Consider the following 8,765-nt stretch of genomic DNA (forward strand, 5'->3'; position numbering starts at 1 on the left):
TTCTAAACCTTCCACTTTCGCTCCACCCGCCGCAGCTTGCGCAGCCCCTCATCCGCTTCATACGGGACAAATGCAATTAGCGGCGCCATGCAGCCGCGTGAAGTAAACAGCTTGGACAGCGCAGCGGCAAGCTCCGGCTGAAGCTCCTCAGGCGCTCCATCGACGCGCAGAGCTACTTCCAGCTGCCGATCCGATTGCTGAACGACCTTGTATTCCTTTATACGCTCCGAGGACATAATGACCGCCCGCCTTATAAAATCGGGAAAAATCGGCACAAGCCGCTGTGTATCCGCATCGCGTCCATAAAATAAATCATCCGTCCTGCCTTCAATGGAGGCAATCGCCGTAAAAGTGGAGCCACAGGCACAAGGCTGCGTCGCCTCCGTCAGCAAATCATTAAGCCGATATCGCATGATAGGCTGGGTTTCCCGTGAAAAGTCAGTGATGATTGGCGAGAAGATACGCTGCTCCTCGTCCACATACTCCTTCTCAATGACGAGTATATCCTCGTTCAGATGCAGGGTACCCTGTGAGCAGGTGGCAGCGAGGAAGCCTTCTGTGCATTGATAAATTTGATCGACGCGCACCCCAAAAGCCTGCTCGATAAGCCGCTTGTCCAGCGGCTCAAGCACTTCTGCAACCGAGATCAATTTACCCGGCGCAATGAACAGCTCTCCGGCAAGCTGCGCTTCAGCGAGCAGTCGCAGCATGGACGGCGGTGCAACCAGCAGCGTCGGCTGCTGCTCGCTTAACAAACGCACATTGTCCTCTACTGGATGGATCATGTCGTAAAAACGGAATTGCAGCCGCTTGGAGCGCACGCTTTGGTACAAATGGCTGTCCGCCCGCAGAAAAAAAGCGATCCGCTGCCGCACAAGCAGCGAGGCTGGCAGCGCCTTTGCCAGTACCGTTCCCGCCCACGCTGCGCGTTCCTTGGCACTGACCAGAAACAAGCCGCGGCTGCCTGATGTGCCTGACGACAGTCCGACCGCAATATCGCCGATCTGCGCGGAGAAGTCCCGTTCCCGCTCGGCGCGCAGCGCGATTCGGAATGCTTCCTCCTTCGTAATACCCGCTGTGTTCAACCGGTCAAAATGGTCCATCATTACCGCTTTATCGATCGTCGGGAAGCTGCGCCAATTTTGTGCATCCAGCCCTTGATAATAGCTTCGGTAAAAGGGCGATTGCTGGCGTACCCGCCTCACAAGTGCCACAACTTTGCGGTGCTGCCAGGCTTCCAGCGCCTTCCGGCTGCGAAAGCGCCGGGCGCGCACCCGTGTCAGCACATAATAAACCAGCAGCCTTAATACTCTCATGCTCTCGCCCCCTGCCACGCGGTGCAGCGTTTCCACGTTTCCCCGCAATGCGTGAAAACTTGCTGGAGCTCCGGATTTCTCCGCTTCAGCTCGACGAGACGGTCGAACGTTTCCTTAAACTCCACCCGGTTGTCGAACACAATGGAGGCTAGCGCATGAGGAGGGCGATTTTCCCGCACCGCCGCCTCCGACCAGCTAGCGTCTGCGCCGAGCAGCAGCTCCTGCCCCGTATCTCCCTGCAGCAGCAGTCCGAATTGGTCGGCCGCATGGCCAGACAAACGGATAGCCGTTACGCTTCCATCATTAAATAAATCGTACCCCTTATGGAAGGGGGCATATTTCGCTGGCAGGTCCACCTCGTTCGACTGCTCGATCCAGCGTGCCCGCTTGGCGAAATCAGGCGGCAGCAGCTCGGGCAAAAAAGCTTTTTTCACCGCTGCAAATCCGTTCAGCGGCTGGACAGCCTCATATGCCTGCTGTGAGCAAATAAACGTCGCCTCGGGAAAATCTCGCAAGCCGCAAACATGGTCGGCATGAAAATGCGAGACGATAATATGCTTAACCTCGCGAAGCGAATAGCCTGCCGCCTGCACATGCTCCGCCGCAGAGCGTTCCCCGGCAAGCGTAACGGGGGTCGTCCAGCGGTAAAGCGCATAAGGCAGCCGCTTGGTCGCTTCGAGAAAGCGCGGCGAATAGCCGGTATCAAATAATACCGGCCCTAGCACAGGATGTTCCATTATAGCAAAAATACCTGGAAATGCTTGCTGCCGCCAGCGCCCCCCGCTAATCGCTAGCGCCTCCAACTGCTTGCAGTAGCCCGTATTATGAAAGGTAATTTTCATCGTGTCTCCTCCTGCTCTTTCCACCAGGCCGCGAACCTCCTAAGCCCTTCCTCGACGCTCACGAGAGGCCGATAACCCAGCTCCCGCTGCGCCTTCTCAATAGAAAGCGTTTGGCTGAACGCAAGAATGCCGACCGTATAACGGGTCAGCAGCGGTTCTTTGGCAAGCCCCGGCAGCTTCGCCGCCAGCTCCAGCAAAGAGGCCGCACTATACGCCGCGGGGTATGCAATCTTCTTGGTCCGGATCGGTTTATTCAGCATTTCAAACAGCCTCGCCATAGCTTCCCACAGCTGAATAGGCTCGCCATTCGTAATATTGTATTTCTGTCCAAGCACAATCGGATCGGCGTACAGACAGCGCATGAGCGCCTCCGTCACATTATCCACATACGTAATATCGACAAGCGGCTGACCGCTTCCGAACACTGGTATAAACCGTTTGTCATTTGCCCGCAGCAGCCTTGGAAAAATCGCCTTATCGCCAGGTCCGAACAACGCTCGCGGCCGGATCGTCACAACGCGCAGCCCCTGCTCACGATAAGCGTGGTCAACCTCTTGCTCGGCAAGCAGCTTCGTCGCCGCATAATGATTGACCGCTGCTTTCGGCAGCGGCTCATGCTCTGCAATATTAAAGCGATGGCGATAGTCAAAATAGATCGAAGGCGTCGACACATGCACCAGCCGCTGGACGCCGTGCTCAAGGCAGCCTTGTATGACATGGCGCGTGCCCCTGACATTGGATGCATAAAAGTCGCGATACTTGCCCCAAGGCGAAGACAAGGCGCCGCAATGAAACACGGCGTCATGACCGGCAATCGCTTCGCTCATTGCACTGGAGGCTAAATCCAGCTGTAAAAATGCCGCCCCCGCCTCGCTGAGCCGCCCGCCTGCCTCTTGATTACGCCCGGCCGCGGTCACCGTATGGCCTTCCTTCAGCAGTCGATATACCGCATTTTCTCCTAAAAATCCGGTAGCCCCTGTTACCAGTATGTTCATCCTCGCCTTCTCCTTTCTCATCCATTCCATTCAATATCAGCAGTTGTAAAAGCAATAAGCGGCTGCTCCGCCTTGCGTGCCCGCCGCCATAAATCAAACCAAACATAACCTTGCATCAGAAATGGACCAGGGTCCTTCCAGCTGAAAATAACATCCCGGCCGCCTGCCATGCTCGCCAGCCAGTGCCAAGAGCCCCGCCATAGCCCACGCTGGCGCCGCTGCTGCGAAAGCCCATAGGCCAGCATCGCTGCCGCGATCATTTTGCCCCGCGATTGCTGCGGCATAATGATGCTGCTAGGCTGGCCAGTCCCCCACAAGGCGCGGCCGAGCCGGTCGCGCCTGTCGAACAGATGCAATCCGCTCGTCGCTCGCGGATTGCACTCAAGCGGCCATACCGCGCCGCTCTCGTCTATTATAAAATCAAAAGCGATTTGGCCTGTAAACTGCGTATGCCCGGCAAACGTCTCCACCCATTGCCGCAGCTGCGGCTGATGGCATGGCTTAAAGAAGGTGCTGGCTCCCCGTCCAGCAGTAAAGTCGACTGCATAATCGGAATAGGCAAGCAGCTTGCCATCCTTTGCAATTGAATACGTGCAATATTCCTGTCCTGCTACGAATGCTTGGGCTACCCAAGGGGAATCTGCGGATAGCTGCAGTTCCGCAGCAGGAGGCGGCGACTCGTTTGCATGCCATATATGCACTTTCGTTGCAAAGCGGGAATAGACCGGCTTCAGCACCCATATTTGCTCTGAAGCGGGATTATGCAGCTGTTTTAGCTCAGTGTAGGAACGCAGCTGCTTTGTCTCTGGGGCGGCAAGCCCCGCCTCCCGAACCATTTCAATGAACGCCCATTTGCTATGCAGGGCGGTGAGCTTCTCCGCTTCATCGGTGAAAACCATGCAGCTTCCAAGCTTGCCGCGCAGCTTGGCAATATAATAAATTTCCTCGCAGGTTGGAATAAGCAGCTCGATGCTGTACTTTTCCACCATTACCGCAAGCGCTGTGCCAAATGCTGCCTCGTCCACTCGTGGCGCTGGAAGCATCTCATAACGCTTAATGCAGGTTGAAAAGCGAATGAGCGGACTCGCCATACTGTCCGCTGCATAAACCTCATAACCCTGCTCCGCCAGCTGACGGGCTAAATCCAGCGCAGCTGGCGCTCTGCCTCCCGTAATAAGGATGCGCCGCCCGGTGTGTATTCCCTGCTCTTGGCCTGTTTTAATATTCAATAATCATCCCGCCTAACGAAATGCCCGCTGAAATGCCAATGAGCGCAAAGCGGTCACCACGCTGCAAGCGGCCCTGCTGGATGGCCAGATGAATGCCCATCGGCAGAGAAGCCGCAATCATATTGCCGTGATTTTCAATAATGTTCATGAACTGCTCGGGCGCAATGCCAAGCTTTTTCTGAAGCAGCCGCATGGCAAGGGCGCTGCCTTGATGCGGAACTACGAGCTTCAGCTCGGACATGTCGATGCTCGCCTCCTGAAACAGCCGCTTGATAAAGTCGGGCAGCAGCTTAGACGTTTTGCGAAACAGCGCCTCGCCCTGCATTGCAAACAAATATTGCTCCGCATTTGCCGCCCCGTACTGTGTGGAAGGCAATCCTGAGCCGCCTCCGCGAATTTCCGACAGCTCGCGTCCCGATCCGTACGTCTCCATACGGGAGGCGATAATGGATGAGCTTTCGCCTTCACCACTTCTGCCAATGACTACCGCTGCTGCCCCGTCGCCGAACAGCGTCGCGCTTTCGGGATGCTTGTCATTAAGGCCGCTTGATGCAATTTCCGGCGATACAAGCAGCACTGTGTCATATCTGCCCGCTTCTATCATATAAGACACCATATCAAGCGCCGCTAGAAACGACAAGCAGGTCGTATTAATGTCGAAACAAGGAATACCTGATTCGCCTGCCCACATCTCATCTTGGATGAGCGCCGCTGTGCACGGGATAAGCTGCTCAGGAATCGCATTGGCACAAATGATGCAGTCCATGTCGTCAAGCTCAAGTCCTGCATCCTCCAAAGCCGCAAAGGCAGCCTTTGCGCCCATGACTGACGCGGCTTCGCCAGCTGCGTAATGCCTGATTTTCACGCCTGATTTCTTATATACCCAGCCTTGCGGCTTATTCAGTTTTTCGTCCAGCTGCTCCGCTGTCACCATTTGGGATGGCAAGTAGGAGCCTGTCCCCCATATTCGTACATTCCGTTGTTGCTTATGCTTGTTTCTTGCATGCATAACCCTCACCGCCATCTATTAGCTTGTTGTCTATCTTAATGTGTATTGCTACTTTATCTTACTAGATGGTGCATAGCTGGACATAGTACCAAATTTTATTAGTACCCTTTTAAATTACATTTAATTTACATATTTTCTTTTAAAATCCAATCTATTGCCACTTATTACTGGAATGTAGCTTTACGAGCTTTACGAGCTTTACCGCTATGCACGCGCGGCTTCGAGCCTATACCAAGCTTTCTATATTAATCACTCTCATAGTTGTGCTCTACTAAGCTCATCCATTAAACTCAAGCAGCCTATTATTACCCTTGCTGAGGAAATTGAAATCATGAGCAGCTAGGTGATGAACCAAACGTTTTGTTTCGAGGAACGGCTCAGCTACATAATTGATATTCCCTAGTCCAGCCAGAAGACAGCGCCGAATTTAAGCAACTGTTTGCAATCAAAAATATTGCCGAGGAAATACTTTCCGTTCCTCTATTCGGCGCAACGATTGTCAGCCATGTGCTCATGCTTAAGGTGGATTTGGAGCTAAGCGCTTAACTTTTCATCTCCAACCCTAAATCGACTGCTCGGCAGCTCATATTTCCAACAACCTCGAGTGAGCTTTTCGTCATTCGGCCTATATAAGGATGAGCCTTGGGCCCTTCTCCCTTCAGGCAAAAGCCCTCCGCCGCTTGATACAAGCGATTGAGGGCTTTTGCTGATTTCATTATTTTTCGTAAACATTCTAGTTATCCGTACAATTTCGTTGTTTCCTGCTATCATACACTGGCTACGAGGTGACAATGATGTATACGAAAACGTATCGCAGCGCGACCATTCTTGGCAAGCTGAAGGTGTGCCGTTTTTTGCAAAAAAATGCTTCAACTAAACCGCTCATACCAAGCACCACCAGCTTCACCTTATCCAATCTGAAGATGATGACTGCTGCCCATCACACGCTATACATTAAGCCAAATATCGGCTCGCTTGGCGTCGGTGTGCATAAGCTTGAGCCCCTAAACGACGGCTACAAGCTCCTTTATACAAAAAGCAAAAAGCAGCTTTCCAAATTTTTTCACAGTCTAGATGACGTTTATGAGCATTTGCTGCCTGCCAAGCCTTCCCGCCTTATTATTCAACAAGCAGTCAGCCTCGATCAAGTCGAAAATCGTCCCTACGATATTCGTGCCATGGTTCAGCGAAAACCGGGCGGCATATGGCATCTTACCGGCTTCCTTATTAAAGTAGGCGCCAAAGGTAAAATCGTCACCAACTACCATCAGGGCGGCGAAATTTGGACGATGCATAAGCTGGTGCAGCGCAAAGGATATGAAGATGCCAAAAGCAGCGAGCTCATTGGCCATTTGACACAGCACTCATTGACAGTAGCCCGTGCCCTCAGCAAGCATAAAGCGGGCATGTTTGAAATGGGCATCGATTTTGCCTTGGACCGCAACACGCACCTGTGGATATTGGAGGTCAATTCCAACCATCCCCAATTCCGTCCGTTAAAATGGATTGATCGCCGCGCCTACAACCGGATTATGCGATTTGCCCAAAGCTATGGCCGAAAGGACGATTAGCTTATGCTACGTTTGCCTGTTGTTGAAAGGCAGTCTAGCCTCCTGCGCGTTCAGATACCTTTGCTTGATCGGGCTGCTTCTCGCTAATTAATAAAGATAGCAAATATTGTGCGAGTGCAGCCCCGAACAGTACGACCGGCAGCCAGACAGACGTCACATCGCCAGCAAACAAGATCAAGCAGCCAATCGACACAACTCTGCCGACATTCAGAAACAACTCACGCATAACGACGCATTCTACACGCAGTTGTCCTTTAAGAGGAAGTGTGCCAATTAGCCGATAATAGTAAGAGGTCAATGTATTGACAGCAAGCGGATTACAGATGGAGAACAAAATCATAAACAAAAGCACGGACCAAAAATCAACTGCAATTAGCAGCAGCGCAGCCCCTATGGCGACTCCTGTTGTAGAAAATAGCACATATCTCTGGACTTGCTCCTTCTGTGCTTTCCTAGATATGACATACCCCGTCATAACGGTAAGTGCTGAAAAGGCTACGCCTAAGTAACCGACCCGATCCTCACGCCCCACCGTCTGAAACAATAAAATATTCGGTAAAAACAACATAATCCCTTGAAAAAGCCCAAGTATAAAAAAGCTGACGAGCGCCTTGAACCACCGCCTGTTTTTATTCATCGCAAGCCCCATAAATTTTAAATAATAAGCACGGTGATGCGATTTCACAATGGGAATCCGGAAGCTCACGATGGCCGCTATAACAAACATAACGAAGGCGAGTAAAAAAATAATAACATATCCCTGCAGCCCTTCATTACGAGAAATAATAAATCCGGCCAGCGCCGGGCCCAGCAATCCCGCCGTGTTGAACACAATCATATTCAGCGCTAGAAAACGAATCCGATTCGCCTCTGTAGAAACATCATATTGGATGACTAAATATCCGGTCCAATATAGTCCCCCTGCAATACCATTACATATGGCGAACAAAACATAATAATTAACGACCTGCTCACCCGTAATAACGACCATTAAATAAAAGACAGCTATTAAAACGATGCCAATCCTGTACGTCACCATTCGGTCTTTGCGTTTCGCGATCCAACCCCCAACTGCAAACGTAATTGGTGTCATTAGAAATACAATAATGTTGTAGAGCGCATTTACCGTTAAATCCTGCGTTAACCGCCACAAGTACAAATTAAGAAACAATCCAGACATGGATGCACCAAATTGAAAACAACCATGAATGACAATCGAGATAATAGCCTCCCTGCCTAGCCTTCTCTCTGGTGGAATAGCCGCTCCCCTGCTGAAAAAATAGTCCAATCTCGGCCATGTTCGCATATGTATACTGCCCCTGCCTCTCTCTATTTACATGAACTTCATCTTTCCCGTTCATTTTAGCACAAGGGCTAGACGGTCAGCCGTTGCCTGAAAGCGTTAACGGTTTGGAAAACAGCCTTAAATGCTGTTGTACGCCCGTTTCAAGGGGGTTTAAGCTATTTATTGAACGTTAACGAGTGTTTTCATACAATATCGGCTATGTATAAAGTTAGGCAAATGGTATATTCGTTTTTGTGTAAAAATAAACAAGCCTGCCACATGATTAGTGGCAGGCTTGTAATATGAAGCTAAAGTTTCCTATGTGTGTTGCACACTGAAAACTGGATGCGAAAGACAAAGTCATGAAACTTTAGCGTGTTGTTTAGGATAAGCCCTCGACCGATTAGTATTCGTCAGCTGCACGCATTGCTGCGCTTCCACCCCGAACCTATCAACCTCGTCGTCTTCAAGGGGTCTTACTAAATTGGGAAATCTCATCTTGAGGGGGGCTTCGCCTT

At 51.3% G+C, this 8,765-nt stretch carries 7 protein-coding genes and 1 rRNA gene; 1 reads left to right on the forward strand and 7 read right to left on the reverse strand.

The features are described 5' to 3' along the window. Positions 1–2 precede the first annotated feature (2 nt). From ASF12_RS18085 to ASF12_RS18105, 5 genes are read right to left on the reverse strand one after another with little or no spacing between them, the layout of a single operon-like run. Complete coding sequence (locus ASF12_RS18085) at positions 3–1,316, reverse strand: F390 synthetase-related protein (protein ID WP_056037519.1); 1,314 nt, start codon at positions 1,314–1,316, stop codon at positions 3–5. Beyond that, the gene (locus tag ASF12_RS18090; RefSeq protein ID WP_056037522.1) at positions 1,313–2,158 is read right to left on the reverse strand and encodes an MBL fold metallo-hydrolase; all 846 of its coding nucleotides are present in this window, start codon (positions 2,156–2,158) and stop codon (positions 1,313–1,315) included. Before ASF12_RS18090 ends, ASF12_RS18085 begins: the two co-directional genes overlap by 4 nt. After that, complete coding sequence (locus ASF12_RS18095) at positions 2,155–3,153, reverse strand: NAD-dependent epimerase/dehydratase family protein (RefSeq protein WP_081418895.1); 999 nt, start codon at positions 3,151–3,153, stop codon at positions 2,155–2,157. Before ASF12_RS18095 ends, ASF12_RS18090 begins: the two co-directional genes overlap by 4 nt. A 17-nt stretch (positions 3,154–3,170) precedes the next feature. Continuing rightward, positions 3,171–4,382 (reverse strand): ATP-grasp domain-containing protein, encoded by a 1,212-nt coding sequence (locus ASF12_RS18100; RefSeq protein WP_056037524.1) that lies wholly within the window; start codon positions 4,380–4,382, stop codon positions 3,171–3,173. After that, positions 4,372–5,391 (reverse strand): beta-ketoacyl-ACP synthase III, encoded by a 1,020-nt coding sequence (locus ASF12_RS18105; RefSeq protein WP_056037527.1) that lies wholly within the window; start codon positions 5,389–5,391, stop codon positions 4,372–4,374. The genes ASF12_RS18100 and ASF12_RS18105 overlap by 11 nt, the downstream gene beginning before the upstream one ends. 791 nt (positions 5,392–6,182) lie before the next feature. Between ASF12_RS18105 and ASF12_RS18110 the strand changes: the two genes are divergently transcribed. Further along, positions 6,183–6,962 (forward strand): YheC/YheD family protein, encoded by a 780-nt coding sequence (locus ASF12_RS18110; protein WP_235533198.1) that lies wholly within the window; start codon positions 6,183–6,185, stop codon positions 6,960–6,962. A 34-nt stretch (positions 6,963–6,996) separates the two neighbouring features. On the opposite strand, the gene ASF12_RS18115 is transcribed toward ASF12_RS18110, so the two are convergent. Both ASF12_RS18115 and ASF12_RS18120 read right to left on the reverse strand, forming a co-directional pair. Continuing rightward, the gene (locus ASF12_RS18115; protein WP_056037532.1) at positions 6,997–8,268 is read right to left on the reverse strand and encodes an MFS transporter; all 1,272 of its coding nucleotides are present in this window, start codon (positions 8,266–8,268) and stop codon (positions 6,997–6,999) included. Between the two features lie 362 nt (positions 8,269–8,630). Further along, a 23S ribosomal RNA gene (locus tag ASF12_RS18120) occupies positions 8,631–8,765 on the reverse strand; the annotation flags it as partial.

The sequence above is a fragment of the Paenibacillus sp. Leaf72 genome, from assembly GCF_001422685.1.
Classification (GTDB): Bacteria; Bacillota; Bacilli; order Paenibacillales; family Paenibacillaceae; genus Pristimantibacillus.

Excerpts from the sequence above, each read along its gene's own strand:
- ASF12_RS18090 (WP_056037522.1), bottom strand. The coding sequence starts at position 2,158 with ATGAAAATTACCTTTCATAATACGGGCTACTGCAAGCAGTTGGAGGCG.
- ASF12_RS18095 (WP_081418895.1), bottom strand. The coding sequence starts at position 3,153 with ATGAACATACTGGTAACAGGGGCTACCGGATTTTTAGGAGAAAATGCG.
- ASF12_RS18110 (WP_235533198.1), top strand. The coding sequence starts at position 6,183 with ATGATGTATACGAAAACGTATCGCAGCGCGACCATTCTTGGCAAGCTG.
- ASF12_RS18105 (WP_056037527.1), bottom strand. The coding sequence starts at position 5,391 with ATGCATGCAAGAAACAAGCATAAGCAACAACGGAATGTACGAATATGG.
- ASF12_RS18085 (WP_056037519.1), bottom strand. The coding sequence starts at position 1,316 with ATGAGAGTATTAAGGCTGCTGGTTTATTATGTGCTGACACGGGTGCGC.
- ASF12_RS18115 (WP_056037532.1), bottom strand. The coding sequence starts at position 8,268 with ATGCGAACATGGCCGAGATTGGACTATTTTTTCAGCAGGGGAGCGGCT.